The 16422-nt window shown below is 45.6% G+C and carries 15 protein-coding genes; 7 read left to right on the top strand and 8 right to left on the bottom strand.

Going from position 1 to position 16422, the window contains the following annotated elements; genetic code table 11:
• Positions 1-9: 9 nt before the first annotated feature.
• The 5 genes from VYM24_RS19155 to VYM24_RS19135 all read right to left on the bottom strand — a co-directional run bounded on the left by VYM24_RS19155 (position 10) and on the right by VYM24_RS19135 (position 4867).
• Entirely contained in the window at positions 10-879 is an 870-nt protein-coding gene (locus tag VYM24_RS19155; RefSeq protein WP_291551531.1) for an alpha/beta hydrolase, read from the bottom strand.
• 10 nt (positions 880-889) lie between these two features.
• Positions 890-2881 carry an OPT family oligopeptide transporter gene (locus VYM24_RS19150; RefSeq protein WP_330940667.1) on the bottom strand — a complete coding sequence of 664 codons (1992 nt, stop codon included), beginning with the start codon at positions 2879-2881 and terminating at the stop codon, positions 890-892.
• Between the two features lie 135 nt (positions 2882-3016).
• On the bottom strand, positions 3017-3412 hold the full coding sequence (locus VYM24_RS19145) for a DUF1573 domain-containing protein (RefSeq protein ID WP_007213899.1): 396 nt from the start codon (positions 3410-3412) through the stop codon (positions 3017-3019).
• A gap of 92 nt (positions 3413-3504) precedes the next feature.
• Positions 3505-4215 carry a precorrin-2 C(20)-methyltransferase gene (gene cobI / locus VYM24_RS19140; RefSeq protein WP_330940666.1) on the bottom strand — a complete coding sequence of 237 codons (711 nt, stop codon included), beginning with the start codon at positions 4213-4215 and terminating at the stop codon, positions 3505-3507.
• A gap of 196 nt (positions 4216-4411) precedes the next feature.
• Entirely contained in the window at positions 4412-4867 is a 456-nt protein-coding gene (locus tag VYM24_RS19135; protein ID WP_299092799.1) for a hypothetical protein, read from the bottom strand.
• A gap of 357 nt (positions 4868-5224) precedes the next feature.
• Between VYM24_RS19135 and VYM24_RS19130 the strand changes: the two genes are divergently transcribed.
• The 7 genes from VYM24_RS19130 (at position 5225) to VYM24_RS19100 (ending at position 12879) form a co-directional block, all read left to right on the top strand.
• Entirely contained in the window at positions 5225-6073 is an 849-nt protein-coding gene (locus VYM24_RS19130) for an AraC family transcriptional regulator (RefSeq protein WP_291551605.1), read from the top strand.
• An 86-nt stretch (positions 6074-6159) separates the two neighbouring features.
• Positions 6160-6750 carry a DUF417 family protein gene (locus VYM24_RS19125; RefSeq protein ID WP_291551543.1) on the top strand — a complete coding sequence of 197 codons (591 nt, stop codon included), beginning with the start codon at positions 6160-6162 and terminating at the stop codon, positions 6748-6750.
• Positions 6751-6754: 4 nt separating this feature from the next.
• Complete coding sequence (locus tag VYM24_RS19120) at positions 6755-8110, top strand: FAD-dependent oxidoreductase (RefSeq protein WP_299092797.1); 1356 nt, start codon at positions 6755-6757, stop codon at positions 8108-8110.
• 184 nt (positions 8111-8294) lie between these two features.
• Positions 8295-9449, top strand: coding sequence for an ABC transporter substrate-binding protein (locus tag VYM24_RS19115; protein ID WP_330940665.1), 1155 nt, complete (start codon positions 8295-8297; stop codon positions 9447-9449).
• The gene (locus VYM24_RS19110) at positions 9446-10483 is read left to right on the top strand and encodes an iron ABC transporter permease (RefSeq protein WP_007213911.1); all 1038 of its coding nucleotides are present in this window, start codon (positions 9446-9448) and stop codon (positions 10481-10483) included. The genes VYM24_RS19115 and VYM24_RS19110 overlap by 4 nt, the downstream gene beginning before the upstream one ends.
• 24 nt (positions 10484-10507) lie before the next feature.
• Positions 10508-11521: an ABC transporter ATP-binding protein gene (locus tag VYM24_RS19105; protein ID WP_291551554.1), complete on the top strand. Its 1014-nt coding sequence runs from the start codon at positions 10508-10510 to the stop codon at positions 11519-11521.
• Positions 11518-12879 (top strand): MATE family efflux transporter, encoded by a 1362-nt coding sequence (locus tag VYM24_RS19100; RefSeq protein ID WP_330940664.1) that lies wholly within the window; start codon positions 11518-11520, stop codon positions 12877-12879. The genes VYM24_RS19105 and VYM24_RS19100 overlap by 4 nt, the downstream gene beginning before the upstream one ends.
• Position 12880: 1 nt before the next feature.
• Here the strand turns inward: VYM24_RS19100 and VYM24_RS19095 are convergent, their stop codons facing one another.
• The 3 genes from VYM24_RS19095 to cbiD form a co-directional block, all read right to left on the bottom strand.
• Positions 12881-13558, bottom strand: a complete 678-nt coding sequence (locus VYM24_RS19095) for a porin family protein (RefSeq protein ID WP_299092789.1) — start codon at positions 13556-13558, stop codon at positions 12881-12883.
• A gap of 170 nt (positions 13559-13728) precedes the next feature.
• Positions 13729-14532, bottom strand: coding sequence for a 3-ketodihydrosphingosine reductase (gene kdsR, locus VYM24_RS19090; protein WP_291551563.1), 804 nt, complete (start codon positions 14530-14532; stop codon positions 13729-13731).
• Positions 14529-16421 carry a cobalt-precorrin-5B (C(1))-methyltransferase CbiD gene (gene cbiD / locus VYM24_RS19085; protein ID WP_291551566.1) on the bottom strand — a complete coding sequence of 631 codons (1893 nt, stop codon included), beginning with the start codon at positions 16419-16421 and terminating at the stop codon, positions 14529-14531. Before cbiD ends, kdsR begins: the two co-directional genes overlap by 4 nt.
• Position 16422: the final 1 nt, after the last annotated feature.

Genomic DNA, 16422 nt, shown 5'->3' with positions numbered 1-16422 from the left:
CTATATTAATTATTTTTTCTCGAATTTCACTCCGTCACGCAACCACTTCTCCAGTTCTTCTGTCCACTGGCGTTTGTAAGTGAAGTTATCACGGAAGCCCCAGCCATGTCCGCCAATGGGGTAGATGTGCATGGATACGGGAACTTTCTGTTGGTTGAGAGCAAGGAAGTAGCCGATACTATTCATGGGCGGCACCGCGCCATCATCAGCAGAAAGTACGATGAAAGCTTGTGGAGAGCGGGGAGATACACGACGTTCCAGAGAATACGCATCTTCCAGTTCCTTGGTCGGGTTATCACCAAGAAGGTTCTTGCGCGAACCTCCATGAGTAATGCCCGGTACCATCGAGATTACCGGATAAAGTAATATCTGAAAGTCCGGACGCGTTTCATCACTACTGTAAAGTGTAGAGAGAGAAGCAGCCAGGTGTCCTCCTGCCGATGCACCCATAACGCCTACCTGATTCGGATTGATACCCCATTCTTTGGCGTGTTGACGAATAATGCGGATGGCCTGTTCTGCATCTGAGAGGGGCACTTCGCGGTTTCCGTTCGGCATACGATATTTCAGAACAGCATACGTGATTCCCTGTGTGTTGAACCAGGATGCCATGTCATGGCCTTCGTGATTCATTGCCAGGCGGGCATATCCGCCGCCCGGACACATCAAGATAGTCATACCGTTCGGCTTTGCCGGACGATAAACCGTGATGGTGGGATTAATAACATTGGCCACACGGCCGCCGTTCAAATCTTCCTGATCTCCTGTCAGGCCATTCGTATTAGGAGCACCGTTGGGCCACAAGGGTATCTCAACGGGCTTCTGAGCAGATAGCAGAGTTGACATAAACAACGCTGTGATAAATAAAATTGTTCTCATTGTATTTCTATTATTTGGTTTTTATCGAAGCCTTGATAAAGTAAATTATCAGCAATGCATAAGCACCCAATGCCAGTACTTCTGACCACGTATTGTTTACCCAGGCATCATTCACCAGGTTGATACCTCCGAAACGCATTGCTGCACTGACTACGCCCATAAGTGCACCACCGGCAATGAAACCGGATGCCAGCAACGTACCTTTTTCGCCACGTTCTGCATTGAGAGCAGCATTCTTGCTACGGCTGGTTACGTACCAGTTCACAGCACCACCCACAACGAGAGGAATGTTCAGTTGTAATGGAATGAACATACCCAATGCAAATGCCAGTGCGGGAATTTTGAATGCATTCAGTACGATAGCAAGTACTGCACCAATGCCGTAAAGCAACCAGGGAGCACCCACGCCATTCATTAATGGTTCAATAACTGCCGCCATCGCATTAGCTTGTGGAGCAGCCAGTTGTCCGCTGGTAAATCCGTATGTCTTATTCAGGATAATCATTACACCACCTACGGTTGCAGCTGAAACAATCGTTCCGAGGAACTTCCAGGCTTCCTGTTTGGCGGGTGTACTACCCAACCAATAACCGATTTTCAAGTCAGTAATGAACCCACCTGCCATAGATAGTGCCGTACACACAACGCCACCCATTACTAATGCGGCTACCATTCCCTCAGGCCCTTTCAAACCGACAGATACCATCACTACCGATGCCAGAATCAATGTCATCAGCGTCATGCCGGAAACCGGGTTCGTACCTACGATTGCAATAGCATTGGCAGCCACAGTCGTAAACAGGAAAGCGATACCTGCTACCAATAGAATAGCTACCACAGTATGCAGCAAACTGCCTTGCATTACATCAAAGTAGAAGAATAAAAATACCAGCAACAGTGTTATAATAGAACCGATAGCAATAATCTTCATAGAAATATCGCGCTGAGTACGCTTCATGCTGGCTTCTACATTGGATTTTCCACCCATCTCTTTAGCTGCCAGTCCTACGGCACTCTTGATGATGCCCCACGACTTGATGATACCGATGATACCTGCCATAGCGATACCTCCGATACCGATGCTCTTGGCATAATAATTAAAAATTTCTTCGGGAGCCATGCTGCCTACGGTAGTCACAATTGACGGATTCCACTGGTTCAGCACGCTGTCGCCCCAAATCATGGACATTCCCGGAATGATAATCCACCACACAGCCAGTGAACCGGCACAGATGATAGAAGCATATTTCAGACCTACAATATATCCCAAACCGAGTACGGCCGCACCTGTATTCACTTTGAATACCAGTTTTGCTTTATCAGCCAACATCTCACCAAAGCCCCATACACGTGTGGTGAAATTTTCGTTCCACCAGCCGAATGTGGCAACGATGAAGTCATATAAACCTCCAATAATACCTGCCAGCAACAACGGTTTGGCCTGGCTTCCGCCTTTCTCGCCCGATACCAGTACCTGTGTGGTAGCTGTTGCTTCGGGGAAAGGATACTTACCATGCATATCACTTACAAAATATTTACGGAACGGAATGAGGAAGAGAATACCCAACACACCTCCCAACAGAGAACTGATGAATACTTGGGTGAAAGTAACTGTGATTTCTTCCGGATAAGTTTCTTGCAGAATGTATAAGGCGGGCAGGGTAAAGATGGCACCTGCCACGATAACGCCGGAACTGGCGCCGATGGATTGGATAATAACATTTTCACCTAACGCATTCTTACGTTTGGCTGCGCCTGATACGCCCACGGCAATAATTGCAATAGGAATGGCTGCTTCGAACACTTGTCCTACTTTCAATCCCAGATAGGCTGCCGCAGCCGAAAAGAGGATAGCCATAGCGATACCCCATAATACAGACCAAAGGTTAACTTCCGGGTACTTCTTGTCAGGGCTCATCAACGGGTTGTAGACCTCGCCCGGTTTCAGTTCATGGAATGCATTTTCCGGTAGACCGGTCAATTTCTCTTCTTCTTGTTTCATAGTTTCTTAATTGCTTTTATGTTTTATAGTTATTATGTCGTCCATTAATTGATTATTTTATCCAAATCAGCTTCAAAGAAAGCAAAAAAAAAGGAGAATTGAAAAATTCTCCTTTATTCTTATATATAAAGATGCTTATTTCGCATCTTTCGGTGTCATATCTCCTTCTACAAAGAGCCGCATCATTTCCGTTTTGGCATTCGTGCGCAAAGTGATGGACTTTTTGAAGTGTCCCGGATACTTGCCTGTTCCGTTGTAAGTAATCTTAACGGTTCCGGTTTTGCCCGGCAATACGGGTTCCTGGGTATATTCGGGAACTGTACATCCGCAGGAAGCTACGGCTTGATGTATAACCAGCGGAGCATCGCCCACATTGGTGAATGTGAATACACAACTTACTACCGGATCATTTTCAGAAAACGTACCGAAGTTATGTGAGGTCTTATCAAACTTAATATCGGCTTTCCCCTGTGCCGAAACGTAACCAATGCTCAGTACGAGCATAAACATATACAATGTAAGTCTTTTCATGTCTATAAATCTTTTGTATTACACAGTGGGCAAAGGTAAGGCATTTTTGTGAAAATTAATCCAATGATGTGCGAAATAGTATTAAATGCGCCTCAGAAGGTGCTGTGGCGTATGATTAATAATGAAAAATAAGGGAAAGAGAGTGCCGAAATCAGCTCTGTATCATGCAGATATTTCTCTTTTTCCGCGCCTATATTCTCGAAATAATGATAGTTATATTCGGGATGGAGATGGATGCAACGGTGAACTTCTTCGGTACATTGAGAAAGTTTCATGATGACAATGGTAGTCTTTTCCTCCATATATTTCTCTATTTCTTCGGCGGTAATGATACCGGGAATGACGGTCAGGCGTTCCTCCTGGCTGGCAATATGAAGTCCTGCACAGGCACCTGCTGCAATGAAGGCGGGGATGCCGGCGATATGTTGCACCGGGATGTTGTCGGCTTGCAGTTTCTCGAAGATATAATGGATTGAAGAGTAGAAACCGGCATCTCCTTCGGCAACGATGCAAACTTTTTTATTCTCTTTATAAAGCCGACAAGCTTCGTTGTACACTTTATCATAGGCGGCAAAAGCCTGTTCCCGGTTCTTGCTCATGGGCAATACGAAACGGGAGAGGGAGGTGTCTGGAATAGCCAATGCATGCAATATGTCGGCGGCACGTGAGAAGGTGCGTCCGTTTGCCGTGCGAGTTTCAGGACAAAAGATGCTGTCGGCATTTTGCAGGGCTTTCAAGCCTTTCAGGGTGATAAGTTCCGGTTCTCCGGGACCGAGGGAGACGAATATAACGGGGCTAGACATGTTTATTGGAAATTAGCGGTTAGTTTTTAGTGATAAATTCATAATTTGGCTTTGTTATGAAAGAGCAAAAGTCGGGATTTTCTAAATATGAAACAAGAACTGTATTCATATTTTTTAATGGTAGCTTTTTATCATTGATAAATAGATCGGAGGATATATGAATTCAACTACATTATAATAAACCCTAATTCAAGTATTATCGGTCTGTTTTTACTAAACCTGTAACAGTATCTACAAAGATGTAAGGCTGGTGTTTGTTGTCACCGAAAATGAAATAGGGATTTGTTCTTTCAGGTCCGAGCGGATTTCTTAATGTAACACAAACATAAGGGTCTTTATAACCTGCTTGTTCCTTAAGTTGGCTGGCATGTAATAGTGTCATTTCTACTGGCCAGGCTATTACTACATCTTCCAACCAAGGTTCGGGAATGAATATAGGCTTGCCAACCTTATCAAAATCTGTGATTTTGACAATGATAGTAGCTCCATCTTCAGGGCGGGTACATACAACTCTGATCGTATCAATCTCTTCAGGACGTGTTGTTTCACCCTTTGATGCACTTCCGTCAGCTTCATAAAGGACTGCTGTCGGGTATTCTTCCTTGATAACTCTTAACGCGATATTTACGCGACCAATAAAATCTAGTACCATAATCAGATAAGTTTAAATTAATACTATACTTAACTCATTGCTTTTATATTTGATATAGGCAAAAGTAGAAAAAACAAAAGGAATATAATTTCACAAAATGGTATTTTTATTTTTTTTTGATATTTTATTGATTATCAGATTCTTAACTGTTGTGTAAAAGCTTTGTTTTGACGAATTAGTATATTCTTTGACGATTTGATTAAGGTTATCTCTAATTTAGTAAGAAAATGAGGCCTAAATAATAGTTGTGTAATGGAATGATAACCGATATTTTTTGCTTTTTGTTTGTATCCGCTTGTGAAATGATGTATTTTTGTATCTCAATGTATGATAGGGAGCACTAACTTTTAATATATGATAGATTATCAATTAAATACCCGCCTGAACGGGAACCTGGCAATGACATCTTGCTTCCACGAAAACAAGGTGCTGCAACAAGACGCCACTCTGTATAAGTTCATTTGGGTGCGCAGCGGCATCCTCATTGTCGAGATAGACCACATTCCCGTGCGGATGGAACAAGACGAAATCGCATGCCTTACGCCCCTGCATCATATTGAAGTGAAAGCCGTGGAAGGAGAGTACCTCACTTTCCTGTTCAACAGCAACTTCTACTGCATATTCGGTCATGATGACGAAGTATCCTGTAACGGTTTTCTTTTTCATGGTTCTTCCCAAGTGATGAAACTGAAACTTTCGCCGGAACAATCCGCCAATCTGAATGATATCATTCGTATCTTCCGGCAGGAGTCCGCTGTTTGCGATAATCTGCAAGAAGAAATGCTGCGCATCATTCTCAAACGTTTCATCATCACCTGTACTCGCATTGCACGTGAAAAGTGTGGCGTTACGCCGGAACAGGAAAAAGCTTTTGATATCGTCCGCCGCTTCTATATATTGGTTGACCAGAATTTCCGTGAAAAGAAACAAGTACAGGATTATGCCAACCTTTTATTCCGTTCTCCCAAGACTCTTTCCAATCTGTTTTCTTCCTGCGGAGTCCCTTCTCCTTTGCGCATCATTCACGAACGAGTAGAAGCGGAAGCCAAACGTTTACTGCTCTACACTCCCAAAAGCGCCAAGGAAATCAGTGAACTCCTTGGCTTCGAAGATTTGTCCACTTTCAGCCGCTTTTTCAAGAAAATGACAGGCGAAAGTGTGTCGGATTTCCGTAAATCGAACACAACGGGAAATATTGCCAACTGATACGGTGGAATTGCCATTTCACACCCCGACATAAACCCCGATTTTTGCATCAGAAAAACAAAACAATTCATTAATGCAATAATCGTATGGAAACAAAATTAAAATCTATGTTCGTAGCAGCCCTGACACTGGCTGCATCTACTCAAAAGTTAGGTATCAATCTTATCCGTGTGGCGATTCTGGTTATTTTCGTTTGGATCGGCGGGTTGAAGTTCTGGAATTATGAAGCGGAAGGCATCGTACCTTTTGTGGCAAACAGCCCTTTTATGAGCTTCTTCTATACACATGATACTCCCGACTATAAAGAGTATAAGCTGAAAGAAGGAGAATTTGATGCCGCGAAGCATGAGTGGCACAAGGAGAATAATACGTATGGTTTTTCTCACGGATTGGGTATCCTTATTATGAGCATCGGTATCCTTACATTCCTCGGCATCTTTTGGCCGAAAGTAGGCTTGGTAGGGGCGGGGCTTGCAATTATCATGACTCTCGGAACGCTTTCTTTCCTTGTCACCACACCCGAAGTGTGGGTGCCTAATCTGGGCAGTGGAGAGTTCGGTTTCCCTTTATTGACCGGTGCAGGAAGATTAGTTATAAAAGATACAGCCATTTTGGCCGGCGCAATTGTTATATTAGCAGACAGTGCGAAGAGCGTACTGGAACAATTAAAAAAATAGAGATATGAAAAAGTATGATGCTATCATTATCGGCTTCGGAAAGGGAGGAAAGACCTTGGCTGCCGAATTTGCAAAACGCCGGAAAACGGTTGCCATAGTAGAACGTTCAGATCGTATGTACGGAGGCACTTGTATCAACATCGGGTGTATTCCTACAAAGACGTTGGTACATCTGGCTAAGGAAACTCCGGTAAAGGCTACATGGGAAGAGAAGAAGGATTATTATCGTCAGGCCATTGGGCGTAAAGAAGAGGTGACTTCCTTCCTGCGGAGTAAGAACTATCATAATCTGGCTGATAATCCTAATGTGACGGTGTATACAGGTATTGGATCATTTGCCGGTCCTGATGTGGTAGAAGTGCGGACGGAGACGGAAGTAATAGAATTACAGTCTCCTCAGATCTTTATAAATACCGGTGCGGAAACCATCATACCACCTATTGATGGAATAAAAGAGAATCCTTGCGTATACACCAGCACTTCCATCATGGAACTGGAAGAACTTCCCGAACGGCTGGTAATCGTGGGTGGAGGTTATATCGGCCTGGAATTTGCTTCCATGTATGCCTCTTTCGGTTCGAAGGTAACAGTACTCGAAGGGTATCCCGAACTGATTGGTCGCGAAGACAGGGATATTGCCGCTAGCGTACAGACCGTATTGGAAAAGAAAGGTATTGTTTTCCATCTCAACGCGAAAGTACAATCCGTGGATGGTGCAACAGTGATTTATGAGGATGCTGTAACTCATGAAATCCATCACCTGGAAGGAGATGCTATCTTATTGGCAACAGGGCGTCGTCCGAATACTTCGGGGTTGAACCTGGAAGTTGCCGGTGTGAAAGTGAATGAACGGGGAGCCATAATTGTAGATGAGTGGCTGCGTACTACTAATCCGGCCATCCGTGCCATTGGCGACGTAAAAGGCGGGTTACAATTCACCTATATCTCATTGGACGATTACCGCATTATCCGTGAGGATTTGTTTGGTGCAGGAGAACGGCGTACAGACGACCGTGAGCCTGTGAGTTATTCGGTATTTATGGATCCTCCTTTGGCACGTGTGGGGCTGAGTGAGATGGAGGCCCGTAAGAAAGGACTGAACATAAAGGTGAATACATTTCCCGTAGCAGCCATTCCGCGGGCACGTACTTTAGGTGAGACTGACGGATTGTTTAAGGTAGTAGTGGATGCCGATACAAATAAGATTCTGGGCTGTTCCCTGTTCGGACCGGAAACAAGTGAGATCATTAATATCGTATCTATTGTAATGAAAACGGGACAGGAATATACTTTCTTGCGTGATTATATATTTACACATCCCAGCATGAGCGAAGCATTGAATGATCTGATGAGTTTTTAATGAGGAAGTTTTTTTTAATGAAGAATGAGGAATGAAGAATTTGGCTACGCAGTGAGAGCATACCGAAAGGCAATTCTTCATTCTTCATTCCTCATTCTTCATTCTTCATTAAATTGTGCCTGTATTTGCGTATCTCCCCAAAAATGACGAATATTGTGCTCGAATTCTATACCTTTTTATTATCATGAAACGAACTACTGCGATAACTGTCTCCCTTTTAAGTATTTTATGTGTGGCTTGTGGCCCGAAAAACAAACAAAACTCTATTGATTTACAGGCTACCACAGCCTCCGTATCAGCCACAGACTCTATTTATCCGGTTTATGCCCAAGGGTTTGAAGTGAAATATCTCCCCAATCATGTCCGATTGGTAGATTTGCGCGATCCTCAAAATGAAAGCAGTAATACTTTCCATTATGCATTGGTGCCCCGGGGGACGAAACCCGAAGGGATTCCTTCTGATTATACGGTGATCGAAACACCGGTACGCAGTGTCATTTGCATGACTTCTTTACAATTATCCAATTTCATCAAACTGGAAGCCTGCGATAAGGTGGTGGGTATAACCAGTACACGCCACTTGTTCAACAAAGAAATGAATGAGCGCCTGAAGTCGGGTAAGACTGCCAAAATAGGAATTGAAGGTAATTTTGATAATGAAGTGATCATGAGTGTGAATCCGGATGTCATTTTTATCTCCCCTTTCAAGCGTGGCGGATATGATACGATGCGTGAAATCGGAATACCTTTGGTTCCGCACCTGGGATATAAGGAAATGACTCCGCTGGGACAGGCGGAATGGATTAAATTCATCGGCTTGTTTATTGGACAGGAAGAGGAGGCAAATGAAAAATTTGCTGCAATAGAAAAGCATTATAACGATCTGAAACAACTGGCTGCTGATGTAAAGAAGCGTCCGGTAGTATTCAGCGGTGAGATACGTGGAGGAAACTGGTATGCAGTAGGCGGTAAGAGCTTCCTGGCCGAACTGTTCCGTGATGCGGGAGCCGATTATTTCTTGAAAGACGATCCCCGTTCCGGTGGCGTTACACTAGATTTTGAAACAGTATACAGCCAGGCGGAGAGTGCCGATTACTGGCGTATTGTGAATAGTTACGACGGCACATTCTCTTATGACGCTTTGAAATCCCTTGATCCCCGTTATGCCGACTTCCGTGCATTCCGTGACAAAGGCGTTATTTATTGCAATATGCGCGAGCAACCTTTCTACGAAAGTATGCCGATGGAACCGGAAATAGTGCTGGAAGATCTGATCCATGCGTTCCACCCCGATTTATTACCTGATTACCAACCGAAATACTACGCACGTTTGCAATGAAAAGGCCGACACTGCTCCTGATGTTGGTGATACTGGCATCTATATTCCTGTTTTTCTTACTGAACCTGCTGTTAGGCTCTGTCCATATTCCTTTTCGTTCCGTCTGGAACATCTTATGGGGGAATACAGATGAGTCCATTATCTGGCAGAATATCATTTGGAAATCCCGTGTGCCGCAGGCATTGACGGCATTGGTGGCGGGAGCGGGGCTATCGGTGAGTGGTTTGCAGATGCAGACGGTTTTCCGGAATCCGCTGGCAGGACCGTCAGTGTTGGGTATCAGTTCGGGTGCCAGCCTGGGAGTAGCCTGTGTGGTATTGTTATCGGGAGCGATGGGCGGTGTGGCATTGAGTAAGCTCGGATATATGGGAGAAGTGGCGTTGTCCATTGCAGCGATTATCGGAGCACTGTCCGTGATGGCGCTTATCGTATACGTTTCACAGAAAGTAAAGGGAAATGTGACGCTGCTGATTATCGGTGTGATGATCGGTTATGTGGCAAGTGCTATTATCGGCGTATTGAAATATTTCAGTGTGGAGGAAGATATTCGTGCATACGTCATTTGGGGACTGGGTAGTTTTGCCCGTGTGTCGGGGGATCAGATGATACTGTTTGTCTGTATCATGGCGGTCTTGTTGCCACTCTCGTTTTTGCTGATAAAGACAATGAATCTGTTGCTGCTGGGCGATGGGTATGCACGGAACCTGGGGCTGAACATCAAGCGGGCACGCCTGTTGGTGATCTCCTGTTCAGGTGTGCTGGTAGCGATTGTGACGGCATATTGCGGTCCGATTATGTTTATCGGTCTGGCTGTTCCCCATCTTTGCCGGGCTATATTCCATACATCCGACCATCGGATACTGATGCCTGCCACATTGTTGGTAGGGGCTTCGTTAGCGTTGGTGTGTAACCTCATAGCCCGCATGCCGGGATTTGAAGGAGCTTTGCCGGTGAACTCGGTGACAGCTTTGGTAGGTGCTCCGGTGGTGGCATCCGTGCTCTTCAGGAAGCGTAAAGGGGAACTGGAAGAATAATTGAGAATTGAAAATAAAGAGGTCTTGAAACAGGAAACTATACATATTGAGAAACTATCCATTGGCTATCCCGGTAAAGGAGATGTGAAAGTCGTGGCAAGCGATATTTGTGCCGGAATCAATAGCGGGGAGTTGACTTGTCTGCTGGGTGCCAACGGGGTGGGGAAGTCTACATTGTTGCGTACACTTTCTGCATTTCAACTGAAGTTATCCGGTGAAATACGTATACAGGGAAAAGAGATTGGCTCTTATACGGACAAACAGCTTTCAAAAGTGATCAGTGTAGTCCTGACTGAAAAGTGCGACATCCGCAATATGACTTCTGTGGAACTTATCGGTCTGGGACGCAGTCCATATACCGGTTTCTGGGGAACACTCTCCAAAGAAGATAAAGAGGTAGTGGATCATGCTATCAACCTGGTCGGAATATCTCACCTGGCACATCGCATGGTGCATACACTGAGTGATGGTGAACGACAAAAAGTAATGATTGCCAAGGCACTGGCACAGGAAACTCCGGTGATTTTCCTGGATGAGCCCACTGCCTTTCTTGATTTCCCGAGTAAAGTGGAAATGATGCAATTGCTCCATCAGCTGAGCCGGCAGACGGATAAGACTATTTTCCTGTCTACACATGACCTGGAACTTGCCTTGCAGATTGCGGATAAAGTCTGGTTGATGGATAAGATGAACGGAGTGACTATCGGAACTCCCGAAGATCTTTCACTGGATGGAACTCTCAGTAGTTTTTTTGCCCGTAAAGGAATTGTGTTTGATCTGGAGACTGGCTTGTTTCGCGTAAATAATGAATACACTTCCCAAGTCCGACTCGTAGGGCATGGACAAAAATACGCTATGGTGCGGAAAGCTTTGCAAAGAAATGGTATTCTGGCAAACCGAAACGTGGAGTCGGACGTTTATATTGAAACGGGAGATTTGAAAGGGGACGGTACTTTTGTACTGCATCCGGTAAACGGTGAAGCGGTGACTGTGCGAACCATTGATGAACTGCTTGCAGAGATTGTGAAAATTCTATGAGACATTCGACAAAAGATAATTATCTCTATCTGACTACCACCCCGGTGCCCCGTCTGATAGTATCATTGGCTGTACCTACGATTATCAGTATGTTGGTTACGTCATTCTATAATATGGCGGATACGTACTTTGTGGGGAAGATCAATACCCAGTCGACGGCGGCTGTAGGTATCGTGTTCTCGGTCATGTCCATAATTCAGGCGGTGGGCTTTTTCTTCGGACACGGTTCGGGAAACTATATTTCGCGGAAACTCGGTGCGCAGGAGACTGGGAATGCAGAGAAGATGGCGGCTACCGGTTTCTTCTGGGCGTTGTTTATGGGTATATTTCTGGCAGTAGTGGGACTTATCTCCCTTACCCCGTTGTCGCTGGCATTGGGTTCTACACCTACTATCCTGCCTTATACGGAGAAATATCTGGGCATCATATTGCTGGGTGCCCCTTTCATGACGGCCTCGTTAGTACTGAACAATCAGATTCGTTTCCAGGGAAATGCAGCGTATGCGATGGTAGGAATCGTATCGGGTGCGGTGATTAATGTGATACTTGATCCTATTCTGATATTTGTTTTTGATATGGGGATATCGGGTGCTGCGTTGGCTACGGTTATCAGTCAGATATGTAGTTTCTCACTGTTGTTGTATATGGGTAGAAAGGGTGGCAATATCCGTGTCCGTTTCAGGAACTTCACACCTTCACTGGCTTTCATAAAGGAAATTATTGGTGGTGGTACCCCTTCGCTTGCCCGTCAGGGGCTGGCGAGTGTAGCTACTATTTTGCTGAATGTGGCTGCCGGGGCTTATGGAGATGCAGCTATTGCAGGCATGTCTATTGTTACCCGTATCGCAATGTTCATTAATGCTTTCCTGATAGGTTTTGGACAAGGTTTCCAGCCGGTATGCGGTTTTAATTACGGTGCGGGATTGTATGCGCGTGTTCGTCAGGGATTCTGGTTTTGTGTAAAGGTGGGATTCATTTTCTTACTGGTGTGTGCGCTGGCAGGCATGGGATTTGCGGAAGAGATTGTTTCTTTGTTCCGTAAGGGAGACCCGAATGTAATTGCAGTAGGTGTTGCCGCCTTGCGTTGGCAGTTCATTACTTTTCCGTTGGGTTCATGGATTGTGATGAGTAATATGATGTTGCAGACGATTCGTAAGCCGGTAAAGGCTACCATTATTTCTTCTGCCCGCCAAGGATTGTTCTTTATTCCGCTGATTTTTATCCTGCCTCATTATCTGGGTTTACAGGGTGTGGAAATGTGCCAGGCCGTTGCTGATCTTCTGACTTTCATTCTTGCCATGCCGTTGACATGCAGTGTACTGAATGAAATGAAACGAAAGCAGGCGGAGCAGTTGTAAATCAGAACCGGTATCCTACGGTGAAGAACGAAGCGAGATTCTTGGGAGAGAATTTCTCAATGCCGGATGATTGCAATAGATTATCCAGCTGGTCGTTTACTTTGATCATTCCCAATTGAAGCTCTGCTCCGAATATGAATTTGTAATATTCGATGTTGAGCCTGAACATAAGGCCGGCATCAAAGCGTTTGTTTCCCATTTTGTCATCTATCCGGTTACCGAAAGTATCTATACGGAATCTGTAGCTTCTGTTAGGATTGTATTCACTACTGTAATCATATTCCTCCATCTCGCCGGATGTCTTTCCGCCTACGCCATAGGCAATATACGGGCCGGCACTCAAGGAAGCACTGTAATTCTTTCCAAGGTTGAGGCGGGCGGCCATCATGATGGGGAGCTGGATATACAACTCGTTCATATTCACTTTGCCTACGTATTCCACTTCTTCACGGGCACCTATTGATACGAAGTTCAGTGATGGTTGAAACACCCATGTGCGGTTGAGCTCATAGTTCATGCCGACACCTATTTTGTAGGCGATGCGTGTATCACTTTCTACATTTTCTCCATAGAAGTTGGAGGTACCGACTCCGGCTTTTACTTGGAAGGAGATAGGGGATTGGGCATTTACTCCCAATGCTATGATTGCAAAGAAAATAGAGAGAATAGTCTGTTTCATTACTTGAACCTTGTAAGGGGGTGATGTTTATTTGCTCGCAAAGATATAAATTATATGATTACATACAATTCCTGTTGGGGGAATATTATAAGTTACGAGCTACGAGCTACAAGCTACGAGTGGCTGCGCTATATCCGAAAGGCACTTGTAGCATGTAGCTCTGTAGCTAACTAATAGAATTTCCTGATCAACCAATCTACCAGACTAAACGGCAGCATAGGTTTGATGCGGGCAAAGAATACTTGCTCCCATGGACCGACCTTTGTGCGGAAAGCAGGGCGGCGGCTATTTACCAGTTTGCAGATTGCTTTGCCTAACTTTTCCGGTCGGCAACCATTGTTTTCAGACTGCTCTACATTTCGCATGGCTTTTGCAAAACTCTCTTCGTATTGCGGATGGGAGAGAGTGGTTTGGCTCACTTGCCGTTGCGCTGTGAAACCAGTCTGGAAATCTCCCGGTTCGACTACGCAAACTTGTATACCCAGTGGCTTAACTTCTTGATAAAGCGCTTCACTATACCCTTCAATCGCAAACTTTGATGCACTGTAGAAAGCCTGAAAGGGAACGGCAAGGACGCCTGCGATGGAACCGATATTAATGATTCGTCCGTGTCCGGCTTCGCGCATGAAAGGCAGTACTGCTGCACACATACGGACGGCACCCGTGAAATTCGTATTCATCTGGCGCTGTATCTCTTCCTCGGTAGTGAGTTCGATAGCTCCGCTGATGCCCATCCCGGCATTGTTGACAAGTACATCGATGCTGCCTTGCTCTTCTAGAATTGTAGATATGGCGCTGGATACCGATACAGGATCAGTAATATCCAATTGCAACATTTTGAAGCCGGGATTATCGGATAATGCTTTCCGACTGGAGCCATAAACGATATGTCCTTGTGCAGCCAACTGCGTAGCAATGACTCTTCCAAAACCGGAAGAAGCACCAGTGACGAGGATTATTTGAGAGTGTTTCATATTATTCTCCCTTCTTCGCTAATGAGCAGAATCGTCAGTTCTCCATCGGGCAGAAGCGGGTCGCAATGCTGGTGGCACAACTCAAGCAAATGGGTGCAAAATGCCTGCAGATCGTCTGCCGGGAGCAATGTCCACAACTCTCGCGCCAGTGTTATCTTTTTAATAATGGCAGGTACTTCATCTCCACAACCCGCATTGAAGGCCAGATCCAGAAGGAAGTCTTTATTCATCGTCACCTGTTTGCTGTGCGTATCCAGATTGCCTTCTGCCAGCTTCACGGCTTTTCCTATCATGATACCCAAAGTCACCGCTTTGATTTCCAAATCTGCGGCAATCTTTATCGTATCTCCAATGAAGTTTCCGTAATGAATAAATGCCTGTGCAGGCAGTTCGGGATAGTATCCCCGGACATACTTTTCACTCTTTGCACCCGAATTAAGGACGATGCGCGGACTTCCTGTTGCCCGACCTACTTCCATGGATTTGCGGATGGAATCTACAAATGCTTCGGAAGAGAAAGGCTTCACAATGCCCGAAGTTCCGATGATAGAAATACCGCCCTCTATACCCAAACGGGGATTAAAAGTCCGCCGGGCTATCTCTTCGCCACCCGGTACGGAAATAGTGACGGCAAAAGGATTGGGTTGTTTGGAAATGCCAAGTCGTTGAAGGCATGCCTTTACATTGTTTTCAATCATTTTGCGGGGAGTAACGTTGATGGCAGGTCCTCCCACTTCCAGCCCTAAACCCGATAGGGTGACAATGCCTACGCCTTCGCCTCCACAGACAATAACGGTATAATCATCAGCTCTAAGTTCTGCGGGTGTTGGATCGTCAAAGCGGAAAGGTACGGCAACATTGGCCTTGATTTGCATGCCATTGGTTACATCGGGGTCATCACCTGCATCTTTGATGACAGTGGCATCTGCTTCCAGCATCCAGTCATCGTTCACACAGCTGGTATGCGGGTAGAGTTCTTGCTCTTCGACGGGAACATAAATGGTTTCTCCGTTAGGGAGAATAACAGGAAATTCTTCGGGTCGGGGCTGGCGTTGAATGTTGAAAATATCCCAGGTTGCAGCTACAGCGGCCGCGGCTGCACAAGTACCCGTAGTCAGACCACTACGCAAAGGATAAAAATCAGGCAGATGCTTTTCAATCATCCGGCGTAGGCCATGCTCACCGTTCACTATCATAAAACTTCCGGGCATTGGCGGACGGCGGATTGCAAAAATGCGGATACCTTCCTGAAGGGCCGCTTCCACTTTTTCATTGAATCCTCCGGAAAGTCCGCTTTCCTTTATCAATATGGCTTCGGGGTGAAGTCGCTGTAACAGGATGCGTTCGTCTTCGCCTGCATGGTGGTAATGCAGATATTTCTCGGGAAAGCCTTCGAGTTCGGCCAGGCGGCGGGAGCTCTCACGGTTAAGGATACGGAAGTAGCAGCAGGCACTTTCCTGCCAGAGAGGCTTTAGCTTGGCAATGCTTTGTACGCCTGTCAGAGCGAGGAGGGTGAAGATATCTTCTTTCCTGATTTGCCGGATGGCATCTTCAAAATCTTCGCACCAGATGATGTGTTCTTCGTCACGTGGCGGATAAATACGTTCGAATCGGATGACAAGCAGATTCAGGGTATGGGCTACTTTCTCTACGGTCTGGTGCAGTTGTATGGCAAAGGGGTGGGCGGCGTCTACCAGTAATTGAATGTTATGTTCCCGGCAACAGCGCTCCAAGTCCAGTTCGTCCATGGCACCTTGCAGGCGGATACCGTGGTGCATAGTTACTTCCTGCTCGTCTCCTTTGGTAGAGTAGTAGAATGGTTTTCCGGCTTCTTCAAGGGTACGGGCGGCGATGCGTCCTTCGGTGGTTCCACCTAATATTAATATCATT

This window comes from Bacteroides sp. MSB163 (assembly GCF_036416795.1).
Lineage (GTDB): Bacteria > Bacteroidota > Bacteroidia > Bacteroidales > Bacteroidaceae > Bacteroides > Bacteroides maternus.
This window is presented reverse-complemented; position numbering and strand designations above follow the sequence as displayed.

Bases quoted from the DNA above. Each gene is read 5' to 3' on its own strand.
- VYM24_RS19155 (WP_291551531.1), bottom strand. From the start codon at position 879: ATGAGAACAATTTTATTTATCACAGCGTTGTTTATGTCAACTCTGCTA.
- VYM24_RS19150 (WP_330940667.1), bottom strand. From the start codon at position 2,881: ATGAAACAAGAAGAAGAGAAATTGACCGGTCTACCGGAAAATGCATTC.
- VYM24_RS19145 (WP_007213899.1), bottom strand. From the start codon at position 3,412: ATGAAAAGACTTACATTGTATATGTTTATGCTCGTACTGAGCATTGGT.
- cobI (WP_330940666.1), bottom strand. From the start codon at position 4,215: ATGTCTAGCCCCGTTATATTCGTCTCCCTCGGTCCCGGAGAACCGGAA.
- VYM24_RS19135 (WP_299092799.1), bottom strand. From the start codon at position 4,867: ATGGTACTAGATTTTATTGGTCGCGTAAATATCGCGTTAAGAGTTATC.
- VYM24_RS19125 (WP_291551543.1), top strand. From the start codon at position 6,160: ATGGAAACAAAATTAAAATCTATGTTCGTAGCAGCCCTGACACTGGCT.
- VYM24_RS19120 (WP_299092797.1), top strand. From the start codon at position 6,755: ATGAAAAAGTATGATGCTATCATTATCGGCTTCGGAAAGGGAGGAAAG.
- VYM24_RS19115 (WP_330940665.1), top strand. From the start codon at position 8,295: ATGAAACGAACTACTGCGATAACTGTCTCCCTTTTAAGTATTTTATGT.
- VYM24_RS19110 (WP_007213911.1), top strand. From the start codon at position 9,446: ATGAAAAGGCCGACACTGCTCCTGATGTTGGTGATACTGGCATCTATA.
- VYM24_RS19100 (WP_330940664.1), top strand. From the start codon at position 11,518: ATGAGACATTCGACAAAAGATAATTATCTCTATCTGACTACCACCCCG.
- VYM24_RS19095 (WP_299092789.1), bottom strand. From the start codon at position 13,558: ATGAAACAGACTATTCTCTCTATTTTCTTTGCAATCATAGCATTGGGA.
- kdsR (WP_291551563.1), bottom strand. From the start codon at position 14,532: ATGAAACACTCTCAAATAATCCTCGTCACTGGTGCTTCTTCCGGTTTT.
- cbiD (WP_291551566.1), bottom strand. From the start codon at position 16,421: ATGATATTAATATTAGGTGGAACCACCGAAGGACGCATCGCCGCCCGT.